This window comes from Pseudomonas sp. BP11-1-1, from assembly GCF_052112105.1.
Lineage (GTDB): Bacteria > Pseudomonadota > Gammaproteobacteria > Pseudomonadales > Pseudomonadaceae > Aquipseudomonas > Aquipseudomonas alvandae.
Map to the genome: position 1 here is coordinate 1 of NZ_JAUTYU010000029.1, position 15,660 is coordinate 15,660.

The 15,660-nt window shown below is 54.7% G+C and carries 12 protein-coding genes; 1 reads left to right on the forward strand and 11 read right to left on the reverse strand.

The features are described 5' to 3' along the window. The 5 genes from Q7C33_RS27760 to Q7C33_RS27780 all read right to left on the reverse strand — a co-directional run. A partial coding sequence (locus tag Q7C33_RS27760) for an inverse autotransporter beta domain-containing protein (RefSeq protein ID WP_407684497.1) occupies positions 1-2,418 on the reverse strand: 2,418 nt, incomplete at its 3' end. Between the two features lie 129 nt (positions 2,419-2,547). After that, complete coding sequence (locus Q7C33_RS27765) at positions 2,548-3,039, reverse strand: hypothetical protein (RefSeq protein WP_407684498.1); 492 nt, start codon at positions 3,037-3,039, stop codon at positions 2,548-2,550. A gap of 51 nt (positions 3,040-3,090) precedes the next feature. After that, entirely contained in the window at positions 3,091-4,830 is a 1,740-nt protein-coding gene (locus tag Q7C33_RS27770) for an LPD7 domain-containing protein (RefSeq protein WP_407684499.1), read from the reverse strand. 141 nt (positions 4,831-4,971) lie between these two features. Further along, complete coding sequence (locus tag Q7C33_RS27775; RefSeq protein ID WP_407684500.1) at positions 4,972-8,220, reverse strand: LPD7 domain-containing protein; 3,249 nt, start codon at positions 8,218-8,220, stop codon at positions 4,972-4,974. Next, positions 8,210-8,557, reverse strand: coding sequence for a plasmid mobilization protein (locus Q7C33_RS27780; RefSeq protein WP_077507139.1), 348 nt, complete (start codon positions 8,555-8,557; stop codon positions 8,210-8,212). The genes Q7C33_RS27775 and Q7C33_RS27780 overlap by 11 nt, the downstream gene beginning before the upstream one ends. Before the next feature lie 288 nt (positions 8,558-8,845). On the opposite strand from Q7C33_RS27780, the gene Q7C33_RS27785 reads away from it, so the two are divergent. Beyond that, complete coding sequence (locus Q7C33_RS27785) at positions 8,846-9,199, forward strand: TraK family protein (protein ID WP_407684501.1); 354 nt, start codon at positions 8,846-8,848, stop codon at positions 9,197-9,199. Positions 9,200-9,248: 49 nt separating this feature from the next. Here Q7C33_RS27785 and Q7C33_RS27790 read toward each other — a convergent pair whose 3' ends face one another. The 6 genes from Q7C33_RS27790 to Q7C33_RS27815 all read right to left on the reverse strand — a co-directional run bounded on the left by Q7C33_RS27790 (position 9,249) and on the right by Q7C33_RS27815 (position 15,642). After that, positions 9,249-9,881 (reverse strand): hypothetical protein, encoded by a 633-nt coding sequence (locus tag Q7C33_RS27790; protein WP_259244994.1) that lies wholly within the window; start codon positions 9,879-9,881, stop codon positions 9,249-9,251. Positions 9,882-9,886: 5 nt separating this feature from the next. Next, positions 9,887-10,684, reverse strand: coding sequence for a conjugal transfer protein, TraL family (locus Q7C33_RS27795; RefSeq protein WP_259244993.1), 798 nt, complete (start codon positions 10,682-10,684; stop codon positions 9,887-9,889). A gap of 243 nt (positions 10,685-10,927) precedes the next feature. Then, positions 10,928-11,443, reverse strand: coding sequence for a single-stranded DNA-binding protein (locus Q7C33_RS27800; protein ID WP_407684502.1), 516 nt, complete (start codon positions 11,441-11,443; stop codon positions 10,928-10,930). 44 nt (positions 11,444-11,487) lie between these two features. Then, entirely contained in the window at positions 11,488-13,662 is a 2,175-nt protein-coding gene (locus tag Q7C33_RS27805) for a type IA DNA topoisomerase (protein ID WP_407684503.1), read from the reverse strand. Positions 13,663-13,686: 24 nt separating this feature from the next. Then, on the reverse strand, positions 13,687-14,058 hold the full coding sequence (locus tag Q7C33_RS27810; RefSeq protein WP_407684504.1) for a killer protein: 372 nt from the start codon (positions 14,056-14,058) through the stop codon (positions 13,687-13,689). A 48-nt stretch (positions 14,059-14,106) separates the two neighbouring features. After that, a complete protein-coding gene (locus Q7C33_RS27815) occupies positions 14,107-15,642 on the reverse strand; it encodes a type IV secretory system conjugative DNA transfer family protein (RefSeq protein ID WP_407684505.1) in 1,536 nt (511 codons plus the stop codon). Positions 15,643-15,660 lie beyond the last annotated feature (18 nt).

Below are 15,660 nucleotides of genomic sequence, written 5' to 3' on the forward strand. Positions count from 1 at the left end.
GGCCACCAGGTTACTGGTCGCCGTGCCGTTGGCTACGATGCTGGCCGGGGTCGCGGTCAGGTCCACGACCTTGGCGGTCGCACTGTTCGCACTGAATTCGACCTTTGCGGTTTCCTCCCCTGCCGAGGCTTTCGCCGTCACCGTGGCAGACCCCATTTTGGTCGACGATTTGAGCGCAACAAGCGCTTTGCTATTCGCGTCGGTAACGCTAGTAGCCATGGAAAGAGTGCCATCTGTTGTAGACCAGGTGACAGGTACACCGGCCCCGACTTGGTTACCGTTCGTATCGACAATGGTCGCGGTCAGAAGGCTAGTAGTCGTTCCATCCGCCGGTATAACGCCTGGAGCTGCCACCAAGGACAGAACGCGTGCATTGGCTATATCCGCAACGAAATCCACCTTGGTGTCAGCACTGCCAGCAACAGCTTGTGCAGTCACTGTTGCATCACCGATTTGTATCGGCGAGGTCAGCACTACCGTTGCCTTGCTTCCTTCATCGGTCACCGTCGACGCACTGGACAGAGTTCCGTTCGTAGACGTCCAGGACACAGGAACACCAGCGCCCAGCTCGTTGCCATTTTTGTCGATAACAGTTGCTACCAATGTGCTTGTGGACACGCCATCTGCAAGGACAGAGGAAGGGGTAGCCACCAAGCCAACCACTTTTGCCGAGGTAGGATCCCCAAGGAAACCAGCATCCGCCGATGCAGCCGCGCCTTGAGGCTCTTTTGCTGAAACCCGTACCACGCTGCTCGATCGGCTAACCAGTTTCAAATTGGCTTTGCCTTGCTTGTTTGTCATTGAATCTTTTTCGACGACAGTGGCCGATCCACTGACGGCCCAAGTAATAGCCGTGTTGGAACGTGGCGAGCCGCTTGGCTCCTGCAGAGAAGCAGTGAAAGTCACCTCATCGGCGCCGTCCGCCTTCGCCTCGGCCTTCGAGCGGTCCAGAGCAATGAGGAACGGCGTCACAGTCACCTGCATGACATTAGATTTAACTACCTCGCCGTACACGTCGGTGCCTATGGCCTGCAGCGAATAGGTATTCAGGCCGGTAGGGTTGTAAGCAGGCAAAACAACAGCGCCGACTCCGGAGCTGTTGTACGGACGGGCAAAGCTGCTTGCCGAACCGGTCCATGTGAAATTGCTTGCGCGGCCGCCCGTCAAAGTCACTGGAAACGAAACCACAGCTGTTGGTGTGCCGCTGATTTCAGGCGGCAGCATCAGTAACGCGTGTTCGGCTTTCTTGTAGTCCAGGACAATTTCATTGTTCCGGTTAACCAAGCCATAGCGCGAGTTGGCCAGGTTGTGGTTGACGCTGTAGGCCGTCGAAAGCTGTTTCGACAGTGGAACCCCGAACTGATAGTTGATCGCCAGCTTTACCGACGTTTCAGAAAGACCGTCTTGTCCTTGGCGATAGTCGACGCCACCGCTGATCATTGGAACAGGCGCGTAGCTCAAGCCCAAGGTAACTGCTTGCGGATCTTTCTGACGATTGCCGGCACCGAACAGACCAACCTCATCGCCATAGTATTTTTCATACATGGCCTTGGCAGTGACTTTCGGCAGCGAAGGCAAGTTGCCTTCAATGCGAAGGTCATAACCATTTGCCGGCCGCTCCAGGTAATTATCCAGATCCGGCGATTTCTTCCATTCCGACATCCGAACATAAACGTTCGCGCTTGCACGAATGTTATCGGTAAATGCCTCTGCGCCGATGCCCAAGCGCTCATTCTTGCCCGTCATGTCACGATCGTAGAAACCGTTAATGCCGGCGAGCCAGTTATCAAAATTGCGACGATAGCCGACACCCAAGTTGATGGTGCTGCGGTAGTCCTCAGTGCGAGCATTTGAATGACGCACCCCCACCTGTGCAAACACCAGGTCTTGTTCGCCATCGACAATCGGATAGAGCATGTCGAAGCTGGCAGTTTTGCCGCCCTTGCTGCCAACATTGAAGGCAACCTCAGTCGTAGCATTACGGGCTGAGAACCAATCTTTCAGACCTTGGGCAGCCGCCGAGTTCAGCATTCCCATGGCCATGCTGCCGAACTCGTCGCTGCCCTGATAGCCATTGTTGCGAGGGTTAGCAATCGCTTGCTGATCTGCAGCAGGCAAGCCACCTACGAATTCTGACAGCGGATCCGCGTTGCTAGATGGCGGTTCTTCTTTCACGGCGTCGCTGGCCAGCTCCGGCAGGTTGTACGGATTCGAAGCACTGGACTCTTCCACCAGCTCGCCTGGAATGGCATCGCCAGGGTAACTGTAGGAAGCTTGGTTTTGCTCAATGGCGGCGGCGTGCTCAACCTGCTGAACAGTTGTTGAGCAACCAGTGACAAGGGCTAAATAGCCAATGAACAGTTTTTTGATGAGCGAGCGCGGTCCTCCGCGCCATGAATTATGCGTGTCAGTAATCATCGGTAATTCCCTGGATGATGAACAGCGGAAACAGCTATTCGCGGCGCAGAAGCACCGTTAGTTGTTTCTAATTAAGTTGACCGGCATCTGACCTGGATCGGTTGGCCGATAAAAAGATGTGGAACGTTTTTAATCGAACGCGAACTGCGAACGCGTTATGCCAGGTGCGATCCAGTCGTCACGGTTCCAACTTGAAATTGCATCGTCTATCGTCCGTCCTGCACGTCCCACTGCGAATTGCTCATGGTTGAAACAGACGACGGCTCGTTGCCCATCAGCGGTGTGGCTTCCATCAATATCAGGTTTGCAGCGACAGTCGGGACATCCTTTGATTGAACCAAACTTAATCGCCAAACGCCGCAGCTCAGTAAGCCGATCTATACCATCTGCAAGCACCAATACATCACGCAGGTGCTCGACCAAATCCGTAAAACTCTCGGGATCATCCTTAAGTACCAGCTCTAACGCTTCATAAAGTAACGGACGGTCACCTAACGGAAGCGCGCCGTAACCCGCCTCGATCAGAGCATTTCGAACATAATCATTCGGTAGCAAATTGGCGCCTGGCAGGCGGCGCGCGATCGCCAATTTGCTACCGGGGTTGGTTGCCTTTTTTATCATCAAATCGCACTCCGAATTACAGAAACCCCCTCCACCTGGAGGGGATCATCCTCAGCTCTCTATTTCTAGCTCGTGGACTTCTTCGAGTTGGGTCGTCACAACCGAAGGGCTCTCAACGTTTACGCCAGGAGCCTGCTTTTCGTCAGCTGCTGGGGCCTTCTGACCTGCGCCTGCAGATTTTTTGCCTGCAGTTGTTTTCGGAGCGGATGGCTTGACCGAACCTGCTTTGGCGGACTTGGCAGGCTTAGCAGCTTTGGCAGGCTTCGCCACAGCTGTCACATCTGGTTTGGCCTGCGGCACCACTACTGAAGCTGCGCTTGCAGGAACTTCAATAGTGCTTTCAGCCACGCTTACGAGGCGTTGCGCGATTTCAAGAGCGGGCTCCAGGGCAACCAGCGCCTCGTCTGAAAGACCCGGCTCGCTCACTATCGCGTCAATCGTCTCCTTGAAGCTTTCGCGATAAAAATCATCGCTCATATAGGAAGCCAGAAACTCGCGGCCCTCGGTGCTGTTGTCACTGGACGCCACCAACCATTGCGCATGATCCGCTGCGCGCCACTCCATGACTGTCGACGAAGAACGGATCTCCGCTTCGGTCATACCGGCCATGGCCTCGCGGAAAGTCAATTCGCGAGCAATGATGAAGCTCTTGTCTGCGCTCTCAGCAGTAACCAAGGAGGGCACGTAATCCAGCTGGTCCACGATGTTGACTCGACGAACCTCTGCATCGTTTGCCAACCCGGGGAGCCGCTGCGACTTCTCAGCGGAAACGCCTGCTTCGGCAGTTGAAGCCTGAGGCACGATTGCGGGGCTTGGAACCGCACCAGATGGAGTGGTTTTTCGCTCGCTATCCGCCAACGGAACTACCGGAGCTGTTGCAGCGCCAGGTGAAGCCTTATCGCGTACGGGCTCCGGATCGATCTCCCAGACTCGACGAAATACCTCTTTCGACTCCCTGACACCGGTCTCCTTGTTCAGAACCATCTTCATTACAGGCAAAGACCCTTTGTCCGTTATCTGGATCGGTTGGCCCTGCTGGTAGCCGCCGTCTTTCATCAGCTCACCCAGTCCCACCCCCCATAGCGTGCGAACACCGCTAGGGGTTTTCACGGCGACGTAATAGCTCTCATCGTTTTTCTTATCCATCATGTACGGCGCACTACCGTGGTCGACGAGTGAACCTTTCGTCACATCGCTACGTCCCACTTCCTCGGCAGAGGATTGTCCAGTACTGGCCTCGCGTTCGGCCGTATCAAGAACAGGTGCATCGGGGGAAGCAATCATGTTGCTATCGCGCTCCAGTTCCAATTCAGCACGCCTTTCAGCGAGCCGTTCATTCATCACCCTGTCCGTGAAGTGAATATCAAGGTTATTTTTCGCAGCAGCTTCAATCACTAAACTCTTGAATTCAGCAGTACCATTAATCGTCAACGTACTACCGAACCGCTGTTGGGCCATTTGCAACGCAAGCTTCACCCCTGATTCCGTGATACCCGTACGGCGCAACGCAATGACTTTGCCGGTATCGACAAACACTGTTTTGTCCGTTTTTTTATCCAGGTAATGAACGGTCGAAGTAAATCGAGATTTTTTCGTGTAAAGGTCATGCGCTTCCAAGACCCTTTCCAGTTCTTGTTTCGACTCTTCATCCGTATCCTGATCAAGCCGTTTGAAAACCTGCTTGATCCTCTCCCTCACTGGAAGTTCTTTATCACCCTCCGGACCGCTTATTGTAAATTCCGGTATAGGATCCTCATCCTTTATTATTTGTCGAATATTCTCACTACCCATAATAGGTATCTCCATTAAATATTAGGGACGCATGAACGCCAGCCATTCAACAATGAAAGCTGAAGGAAGGTATCTACGTAGTGTATTCAGAGTTGTAAGGTATTAACCCAAACCCATAGCTATGGGTTGGCAAAAACTTAATCAGTCGTCGTCACGATCAACGCAATCGTTATAGTGCAGATCGTACCAATCTTGGTCTACATCGCTAAAATCCGTTTCATATTTTTGTTCCACTTCGACATCAGGAGAACTCGGTTCCGTCGACGGTACAATCGCGCGCAACCCGAGCGAAACCGCTTCCCCATTGAGCGTAAAATTCAGGGGCAGCGGTTTTGCCTCAACCTGGACGGGCGAAGCAGGCAGAACCGGCCGTAACCCCAGCGATACCGTTTCCCCTTCGAAGGTAAAGGCCAGAGGTAGCGGAGTCTCCTTGGTCTGGGCCTGGGTAGCGTCCAGATCGTTACCAACGATCGGGTCAACAGGCCGCAACCCCAACGAAACCGGCTCGCCGTTGTTGGTAAAGGCCAGGGGCTTCGGTCCTGTCTGCACCTCGACCTTAAGCGCCTCAACGGTCCGCTCCACAGGCATTTCCGCTGGCAGAGTGCCCAGGAACTCGCGGGTAAAGTTGGCCGAAACCCGGCTTTGTTCCTGCTTAAGACTGTCCAACTCACTCAGCCGTGAAGCTACCTGCTGGTTCAATCCTGAGTCGGTGTATTGAATCGGCAACTGCTTATCAACAGCAGCTTCAACAACCAGTTTCTTGAACTCAGAATTTCCATTAATGGACAGTGTATTGCCAAAACGCTGCTGTGCCATTTGTAATGCGAATGCAACAGCCGGTGCGCTTACTTCTGAACGACGAAGCGAAATCGAATTGCCAGTGTCGACAAACAACGTCTTATCAGTTTTTTGATCGACGTAATGAACATTCGAGCTGAACAGCGACTTCTTGGCATACAAACCAGCAGCTTCAAGTAGCTGCTCAATTTTCTCCTTGAAACTTTGATCGACCTCTTTACCGAAATTTTCTACCAAACTCTTAATACGATCCCGTACCGGTGTCGTACTCCCAGGGCCACTGATAGAAAAATCGGGAAAGCTCTCTTCCTCGGTGAGCAATTGCCGAATGCTTGCACTACCCATTAAAGATACCTCTCTAGTTGACTTCGGTTGTTTTATTGCTTCCTGCGCTTTCAGTCGCTCAAAAGTAAGGACTGAAAAAAGTTGAGCTTTGTCTTGCCGCGTCAATCGAACATCCGCAAAAACGAATCGGCGCAGCTCGTAGAACTGACTGTCGACACGGCGGATGGCATGGCGCTGCGCCGGCAAAAGTTGGTTCTGTTCTAGCGACCGACTCAACGATGCCGCGACCGTTGAAGCGCTGCGGGTCGCTGCCGTTGAAACCGGTTTTGCGGTCTGGATCTTGAATACCTGGGCGGGCTTGTCGCCCTGTAGCGCCGCAAACAACCGGCGCGAGTGCGCCTCGATGTCGGCAACGGTGGCAACCTTGTTCGGGTTGCGCGCGTACGGTGGAACCACGATTCGCACCGAACCAGCCTTGCGCCGCCGTTGCGGCTGCGCTTGGCCTTGAACAGGTCCGTCCTTAACATCCGCCTTCCTGGCCGGACCGGCCCGCTGATTGGCGTCCTCTGTAGGCTCCTTGAGCGGATCAAAGAGCCGGGCGCTGAAGGTCTCGATATCCGCGACGGTTGCTGGCCGGTGCGGGTTTCGTGCGTAGGGCGGAATGCTTGAGCGCCGGGCCTTGGTCTTGCGTTGCGACTTAGGCCGGTTACGGACCGGCCCGGCAGCCGGTTCGCCTCGTAGCGGGCCAAGCAATTGCGTGCTGTAAGCCTCCACGTCCTGCACAGTCGCGTCCCGATGTGGGTTGCGAGCATAGGGAGGGATTGTCGACATCGATCCGGTGCGAGGCTTACGCGGCCGGCGCGGCCGGGGGGTGAGGTCAACCTCAGAATCCGGCGCATCTTCATGCCGGTGCGGCTGCAGTAGCTTGGTGCTGAACGCCTCGATGTCTGCCACGGTGGGTACGCTGTGCAGATCGCGGCCGTAGGGCGGTATTACCCGTCGTGTTGTTCCCGAAGAAACGGCGGCAGTTCTGCCGGATCGTCTTCTTTCGGTTCTTCGTCGTCCGTCTGGTACAGGTGCTCGCAATCCAGAATCTCTTCCTGCTGCGTGGCGCTCCAAGTGAAGCTGTGCAGCACCGGGCAGAAGCAGCGCACCTGGACTTTGGTCGTCGATTTGCCCGTGGTCTGCCAGATCGCGTCCTGGCACGTCTTGCACGCCACGGGGAGATTCGCTAGTGCGCTCGGCTCCAGCTTTAACAGCACTTCGCTTACTACTTCGCGGCCGCTTGGGAGGATGTATTCCGCCATGATGTTCTCCATAGGTTTGATAAAAGGTCTGTTCGCGCTGAACGAGCAGTGAGGCTTGCTGCTCAGCAGATGACTGCTTGTAATAAAGCTCCCGGAAAGACGCCGTGGCCTTATCGACGTACTTCATTTCCCTGGCGCGTGTGGGCCACTCGCTCAACCGCTCCTGGATGACATGTTTTTCCAAAGGCGGGCGTTTGAGTTGCCGACGCACTACAAAATCATCTTTGAAGATGGTGTCTTTAAGGTTGGTGAACTTAGCGTCACCGGGCAGCTTTACCGCGATGTATTCGTTTTCCTTGCCCTCATTGCGAACACGGGTTTCGCCATGCGAAGCAACCAGCTCGTAAAAAGACGAACGCGACAGAATGTTCTGGTTGACGATTTCCTTGACCAGCTCCTGCTTGAACTCCCGATTCTTTCCATAGAAATCATCGCCCTTGTAGCGCGACAACACGCTGGCCGAATCCTTCGGATCAAAACGGATATGGTCACGCGGTGAGGCAAGGTTGTACTTCTGGTTGATGTACTCCTGAAACGCTTCCATGTACTTCTCAGTACGTTGGTGCATCCCGGCCGGATTTGCCTCATTGCCGTTGAACATGTTCTTACGCGGAATAATGATGTGGATATGCGGTTTGCGGTCGATCATTTCGCCCGTTTTCCGATCCCTCATTTGCTTAATTTTTGGAAGATGCGCTTCGGCGTAGAAGTTTATTTCGTGTTCTTTGTAGGCATGCAACAGAAACTGCTTAAACTCCGTGGTCACATCCAGCAAAGTATCATAAGAAATATGATCTTCTTTGAAGGCCATGGTGTAGGACAGATAGCGCTCCTGTCCGTTATCGGGGATGGACTGATAAATCTTTTGAGTCACATCTAAATCACCGTGAAGAATGACCCGCTCGTCGAGTTCATCCCGCGTATGCTCACGTCCCTGCTTGACCCCTTCTTCTAAATACTCCTTAGCACCATCGTTATAACCCCGAAGCCTAATCAGCATTGTCCACCCCGGCGCTTATTAGTTCGCGGATACTGATCAGCTCATTGAGAAACTTAGCGTATAATGCTTGAGAAATAATATCTCTTTTCCAGGCACGGTTAACGCTATGAGCTAACTGATTTAGGTTATTACTTGCTTTACTGTAATAAAACAGAAGGCGTTCATATTCTTGTGAGGATTGTTCAAAGACCGGATTCGCCTGGAGAAAAGTCTCCCGGAAGAATGCGGACTGGCTGAGTCCGGCTGCTTTGATTTTCTCTTCATAGGGCGCCATTTGCTCATCCGTGAGGCGGAAGGAAACGACGCGTCCTTTGTTGACTCGCTCTCGCTTTGCCATAGCTTCACCCGACAGCAACCGACAACAACGACAACCAGGCTTTTCCCGCTCTGCGGGGTTTCAAAGGGGGTATCCCCCTTTGGCACGAACGATGTTTAGAAAATGCGAAGCTATTTTGTAAACAATCGGTGACGTGCCTGGGTTTTGGCCTTGGAATCATCTGTACGGCTGGAGATTGATTTACGTCGCTCTAGATCGATCAGAGTCGATCTGATGTTCTCTATTTCCAGGGCAGTGGCCTATAATCGATCTGATTATCTCTAAGTAGCTCTATAGCGAGGCCATCACATGACCAATTGGCGAACCCTGCCCCGAACCGGGAAAAGCCAGTTCATCCCCCTGATGCCAGAGATTCAGCAGCGCCTGAATCTTGGCCAGACCTACAAACAGATCCACGATGCGCTGGTTGAATCTGAAAACATCACCTTGGGCTATCAGCAGTTTGTTAAATACATCAACAAACTGATGAACATCAGCACCAATGCGAAACCTGCTACGCCGATCATTCCTGGCGTCCCTTCAAGGCATCCATCAGGTGAACACCCTTTAGCGCACTTGGCGGCCAACCGTGAAAACCGGCGGAATCAGGACGCGGACATTCACAATCCGGTGCCTGACCCAAAGAAAATTTACGGAGAATAAATGCCGAAAACATCATGGCCGCTACAAACATGCGGCCTTTCTGCGCTGGCTATTCGGCCAGCAGTTTATTGGGCAGCAGTTTTTTAACACCAGGTGCCAATGACTTTAAAGCCTCCTGTTGGCCTGAGTACCGATCGAACCAATAGTTCGCAGCCTCCTGATTTTTAGAGCCTGCTGAATAAAGCAGAAACAGTCCTATCGAAAACAAACCCATCAGCCCTATAAGCGCAATAGCCAAAACCATGTTCAGCCTGGACGTTTTGGTATCGCGTAATCCGTTCGAAAGCGCTTTAGCCTGGCGCTCCACTTGCGTGATGTCGCTATTGGCGCGTTGCAACGCCGTCGTTAGCAACTCCGAAACGCTGGCTTCGACGCTGCCTTTTAGACGTTCCTGAGCGGCTTCAACTTCGAATTTTCCAAGTGCAGAGAGTGCTCCCTTCGTCTCGTGCATCAAGGTTTCAGCGGTTCGCTCTGCTTCTTCGACTGCGAACACTACTTTCGAAAGGCTCTTTTCAAGTTCACCAGGCAAACGTTGCATAGCCTCCACAATGGGTAGCGTGAATCTGTCCAACACAACCTGCTGACCGATGAAGTACGAAAATATTGGATCATCACCCGATAGTTTCACCCCGTGCTCTAAAAGCAGGCGAGACCGAATTTCATCTTTGAATACCTCATCCATGGCTGTTACTCGCTATGCACGTTGAACGCTCGATCCAGATCGGAATAAATATCGTTGAACACTCGATACAACCGCGACTTAGACATCACCCCGAATTGTTCGGACTCCATTACTTGGCGCAGCGTAAGGTGCTTCTCCGTCATGATCCGAATATCGGTGCTGAATGCGTCGCTGTTGCGGTCAATGATCTTTACCAGGCCCTGGATGACATCTGAGTTGTCTTTGAACCACGGCATTTCGGCGAGCGGCTTACCGTTGAATTCAGGAATCCCCCAAAATTCGTTTTCCCAAACGACAATCTTCGCGTTGGACTTGGACTTCTTCACCAAGTCAATCATCGACAGCAACCCGGTGACCGTGTCGTCCTTGGCCTGTCCACCGGTCACAACACAGTGAATAAACACCTGCTTGCCGGCCTGTTGCAGCGCCTCCAGCACGTAGTTGGTGCTGATGTATTTGGCGATAGGAAGAAACGTTGATGCTCCGTTGTCGATCACCGTGACCTGGTCAACTGTCATCAACGTTTCAAACAAGGGATCGAACAAACGCTGCACAACGGCCCCGCCGTCGGTGATCGGAACCAGTTGCACATTCAGGTCGCGAATCTGGTGAAAGGTGCTGTTGACCGGATCGGTGTCGCCACAAATCGGGGCACAGCCCCGGGACTTGAAATACTGGGTCAGAACGGACGCTTTGAGCGACTTTCCGCAACCACCTTTTCCCTGCAGGATGAAGTGGCTGGTATTGGCAAAGAAAGCAGCAAGCGCGTTGAGTGTCTGTTCCTGCTTCATCGTTTTAGGCATGGAAACCTCAGGTTTTGAATGGGATATGGGAGGCGTTGGCAAGAAACACCAAGGGCGCGGCCCTTGTCATCTCGCAACGGCCGCGTTGACCTCAGGAGCGCGGGGGCGGTAAAGCTCTACCCCCACACTCCCGAGGAAGCCTGTGTTTTGACGGTGTGCCGTCAAGTGTGCGCTTCGCCCGTGCTTCCGTTCGCCGGAACGATGGAGCTGTTCCGACGAGCCGGGAGCGCGGCACATGACGGTTCAGAACGGGATGTCGGGATCTGGAAGTTCATCGGGATTCGTTGCAGGACTTGGTGGGCTCGCGACCCTTCCTCCACGTCTTCCGGCTGGTTTGTTACCCGCTGTAGGCGCTTGAGCGGCTGCAGGATTCGGCGAAGGCTCATGAGCCCCCGTACTGCCACTGTCACCCTGTGGACGGCCTCCCAGGAGCTGCATGGTGCCTTGCATGTCGACGACGATTTCTGTCGTGTAGCGCTTGATGCCGTCCTTTTCCCACTCGCGGGTTTGCAGCTTGCCCTCGATGTACACCTGGGAACCTTTGCGTAGGTATTCGCCGGCAATCTCGGCCACCTTGCTATACAGCACCACACGGTGCCATTCGGTTTTCTCAACTTTCTGGCCGGTCTGTTTGTCCGTCCAGTGCTCGCTGGTGGCCAAGCTCAGGTTGGTCACGGCGGTGCCGTTAGGCAGATAACGCACGTCCGGATCCTGACCGCAGGTGCCGACCAGGATGACTTTGTTAATTCCACGGGCCATTTTCTACTCCATCAATTATTGGTTCAGCCAACACACGCCATCGGTTAGGCGCGTTGTTTCGCTGATGCTTTAGTTTTTGGAAACACAAACTCGACGTTGCCTTCGGCGGTCAGCTTCAACGAGGCGTCGAATGGCTTGCTGCCTTCCTTGTGGCCACGCATACCCTTGATCACCCCGGTGCGCGCGGTCGTCAGCAACTGGTGCATCTGTTCTTCGCTGAGTTCCTTGCCGCAAATCTCGCGGAACACCTTGAATTCACACACTTCGGCTTCACAGGCCACGACATTGCCGCGCGGGGCCATGACGCCGCCGCACATGGGGCACTTGGCCGTGACGTTGAAACCCTGCACAGCCCCAAGGTCGACGGCATTGATTTGCTCGACAATGAAAGCTTCCAGCTCGTCCAGGAACGCATCGCAGGTCAGCTCGCCGCTTTCGATCAGTTGTTGTTGCTCATGCCAGAGCGCGGTCATGTCCGGCTTGGTGGCAATGGCTGGCAACGCGTCGTGGAACTGCAGGCCGAGCTTGGTCGGAATCAGCTTGTTGTTGTCGACGCCGTAATAGTTGCGCTCCAGCAACTTGGCCAGCATCGCGCCGCGTGTGGCCGGCGTGCCAATGCCGCCGCGCTCGTTCTTGTCCTTGCCTTCGTCGCGGCTGAGTAACAGCTTTTTGATGCGCGGATCCGTGACGTATTTGGAAACCTGGCGCAGATCCTTGAGCAAGGTTGATTCGGTGTAGAGCGGGAGTGGTTTGGTTTTTTCCTTGGACACGCTCAAGCTTTCGCATTGACCGCTAGCCCCGGTGGCCAGCGACTCCAGCACATCGAACGGCGACTCAGAGACATCGCTGTCGTCGCCATCCTCGCCGTCCTCAGCCGCTCCAGCATCGTTGATCAAGGCCATCCAGCCCGGCACGGTGACTTTCTTGCCGCGCGCCACAAACTCGCTGCCGGCGACCTCAAACTGCACTTTGGCCGAGCGGTACTGCTTATCAGGCAGGAACTGGGCAACGTACTGTTTGACGATGGCCAGGTAAACCGCACGTTCTTCGCCCGTCAGGCTGTCCAGATCGATCCGCACCGCCGTGGGGATGATCGCGGTGTGCGCCGATATCTTGGTGTCATCGAACGCCCGGCTTTTGCGCTCGGAATCGACACAGGCAAAGGTGCTGGCCAGATCCGGCAACGCCGAGGCGAGAACGGCTAGCGTTTCCGGCGCCTCGTCGTACTGCTCATCCGACAAGTAGTTGCAATCGGAACGGTTGTAGGAAATGGCCTTGTGGTTTTCACGCAGCGCTTGCGTGATGGCCAAGGTTTTTTCCGCATTAATGCCGTGGTCATGGCTCATCTGCGCCTGCAGATCCAGCAAGGAGAACGGCAACGGCGGCGGCGTTCGTTTGTCCTCGACCTTGGCGCCAGTAACCTGCGCGACTTGTTGCTGACACGCCTTGACGATGTCGGCAGTAAACGCTTCGTCAACAATCCGCTTTTTGCTGTCGACCGGCGCACCGGCCGGCGGCTGGAGCTTGGCGGTGATCGACTTGCCGTCGAAGTCGAACTTGCCGAACACGCTAAAGAAAAAGGCGGCGCTGTGTCCGGTGTAGGCCTTAAAACGCGCCACGATCAGAGCCAGGATCACGGTTTGCACCCTTCCTACTGCGAGCACCCCCCGGATGCCTTTCGCCTGACCCGCGAGCGTGTAGGCCCGCGTCATGTTGAAGCCGTAGAGCTGGTCGCCGATGCTGCGCGCTTTGGCCTTTTGCGACAGACCGAAGTACTGGCTGTTGTCGACCATGCTGGCCATTGCCTTGCGCGCGGCATTGGCGTTCATGTCGTTGATCAGCAACCGCTTCACCGGCCGCGTATTCCCGACGTACTCCAGCACCTCGTCGACCAGCAGTTGGCCTTCCTCGTCCGGGTCACCGGCATGCACGATTTCCGAGGCCTGCTCGATCAGCGCGCACACCACAGCCAGTTGATCCTGGGTTTTTTCGATGGGAACGTAGATCGCGGGCCGCAACTTCAATGGCAGATCCGCTGCCACCCAGTCAGCGTACCTTGGGTTGTGATGCTCCGGCGGGGCAAGCTGCAGTAAGTGACCAATGCACCAGGTCACAATGTCCGAACCGCACTCGATGTAACCCGTCTTCCTGCGACCGTTCCCCAGGGCCTCGGCAATTACCTTGGCCAAGTCCGGCTTTTCTGCGATAAACACTCGCATATTCATTTCCTTGTTCTGAGCTGGTTAGCCGCGGGCTTTACCAAACTTGTCGTTGATTTTTTTGGTGATACCCCGGTCCGCCGTTGGGCAACTGTTCTGCTGCTTCAGCCTTTCTTTAGCTGTGGCGCTCCAACGGATTTTTCCCCTCTTCTTCACCAGAATGCTGAAGTACTCGGCTTCGGCCTTATCGCACTCACTACCGCCGTCATCGCCTGAACCGGTGACCTTGGAGTATTTGCCGAACATGCACAGCACCATCTTGCATGGGTCTTTCGCGTACACAGGCGGCGGGGTCAGTATCGCGGCGCCGATCAGCGCGGCCGTAAAACACTTTCCCAGGGCGAAACGCTTCGCGGCCAGGCAAAACATGCCGGCCGACTTAACGGTCTGTTTCATTGGTTGTCTTCCTGAAAAGGCACCTGACGGCGCCGGGACTGGCAGTGATTACTTGCGGACGTCGGCCGGTGGCTGACGCTTTTGTTGCTCTTGCTGGATGACTAGGTCGTGCGGGGTCACCATGGCGGCAGTGGGCACAACCACCCGCATCGGAACCGTCAAACTGTCCACCAAAGACGCATCGCCCATGGGCAGTGCCGGTGTCGGTAGGCCTTTACGTGCTTTGAAAACCTCTTCCTCGTAGTAGACGATCTTCCTGCAGCGAATATTGACTGGCTTGGTCTTCTTCGTGCCCTGGACAAAAATGATCTGCTCGTCGAAGGGCAGCTCATTGAGTTCCTGCGGCAGCAGCAAGGGGCGCGGTTGATCGCTGTAACTCGACGACCGGGTGCGCTCCTTGCCGTAGTTCACCGAATCGTTTCTGACCCGTACGGTTGTATTGCCCAGTCGTTCGCTGTAGGTCTTGGCCACATCGATGTCACCTGGCGCGAACACGACTTCAATATGGAAGGCTTTCATAATGGCATCGCCTGTTTCCTTGCCGTAGGTGCGTTCACCCCGCATCTGATCCTTGCTCTGGAAGATGATCAGGTAACGCAAGCCGGCACCGCGCAACAACGCAGGCCCGGTTTCCATTGCTTCCATCCGGCCCATTACCGCGATCTCATCCAGCACGAACAGAATCTGATACTTAAGCCGGAGCGTTCCATCCTCACAATGCCCGCCTTGATCTGGCAGGATTCTCGAGTTCTGCATCATCGCCTGAGAAAAAAACATGTTCATCAGCGGGCCAAACTTCTTGACGTTCTCGCCGGTGACACAGAAATAGATGCTCGTTTTTTCCTCACGCATCTTGTCGAACTTGATGTCATCGCCCGACAGCGCCCAGGCGACGGTCTTCTCTGAGTACAACGTCAGTTGGCTACGCACGATATCCGCCGTGGTCGACCAGCCACTTTTCGCTTTGGCCTGTTCAACGATGCTGCCGATTTCCCGCAAACACTCGGCGCTAAGTGCTTTGTCGCCTTCACTGCGTGCAGCCATCACCTGCTCAGCCCAGGCGCCCATGCCGACGCCCATCGAGGCGACTTCGTACACCTGAGGTAACGTAAAAGGCAGCTCAGGCGTTTCCATCAGGTAAAGAACAATGGCTGAGAACACCGACGCCGCCTTGCTGTACCACTCCTGGTTCTTTGGGTTGTCAGACACGTAGAGCGCAGCGGCCTGCGTCCGGATATCACCCAGCCGATACAACGGATCACGGCGTAGCGCAGAGAACGGATTCCAGCGGTGGGTATCCATGCGCTCGGGGGAGAAACGTCGAACCTTCTGCCCGGTCAGAGCCCGAAACCCGGCCGTGGCGTCCCAGTTTTCAAATTTCGGATCGTTGACTACCACCGAATCCGGAAAAGTCAGCAGGTTGGGAATCACCATACTGACGCCTTTCATGGTGCCGGGCGGCGCGGCGAGCATGACGAACGACTGGCCATAGGTGGCCAAGAACGAATCGCGTTTTGGGTGCTTGCCGATCAAGATCGGCGGGAAGTCTTCTATCCGCTTCTGCAGATTCTGTTGGCTGTACATTTAACCTCCTGGTCATTT